The sequence below is a fragment of the Paenibacillus diazotrophicus genome (assembly GCF_042610465.1).
Map to the genome: position 1 here is coordinate 1 of NZ_JBGJZN010000023.1, position 586 is coordinate 586.

Sequence of the window (586 nt, forward strand, 5' to 3'; positions counted from 1 at the left end):
CTTACTAATTGGGAAATCTCATCTTGAGGGGGGCTTCACGCTTAGATGCTTTCAGCGCTTATCCCGTCCGTACGTAGCTACTCAGCCATGCTCCTGGCGGAACAACTGATGCACCAGCGGTACGTCCATCCCGGTCCTCTCGTACTAAGGACAGCTCCTCTCAAATTTCCTGCGCCCACGACAGATAGGGACCGAACTGTCTCACGACGTTCTGAACCCAGCTCGCGTACCGCTTTAATGGGCGAACAGCCCAACCCTTGGGACCTACTTCAGCCCCAGGATGCGATGAGCCGACATCGAGGTGCCAAACCTCCCCGTCGATGTGGACTCTTGGGGGAGATAAGCCTGTTATCCCCAGGGTAGCTTTTATCCGTTGAGCGATGGCCCTTCCATGCGGTACCACCGGATCACTAAGTCCGACTTTCGTCCCTGCTCGACTTGTAGGTCTCGCAGTCAAGCTCCCTTATGCCTTTGCACTCTTCGAATGATTTCCAACCATTCTGAGGGAACCTTTGAACGCCTCCGTTACTCTTTAGGAGGCGACCGCCCCAGTCAAACTGCCCGCCTGACACGGTCCCCGTACCCG

1 rRNA gene is annotated in these 586 nt (G+C 56.0%); it reads right to left on the reverse strand.

Annotation, left to right across the window (positions count from 1 at the left end):
• Positions 1–586 (reverse strand): 23S ribosomal RNA (locus ACAN54_RS29885); the annotation flags it as partial.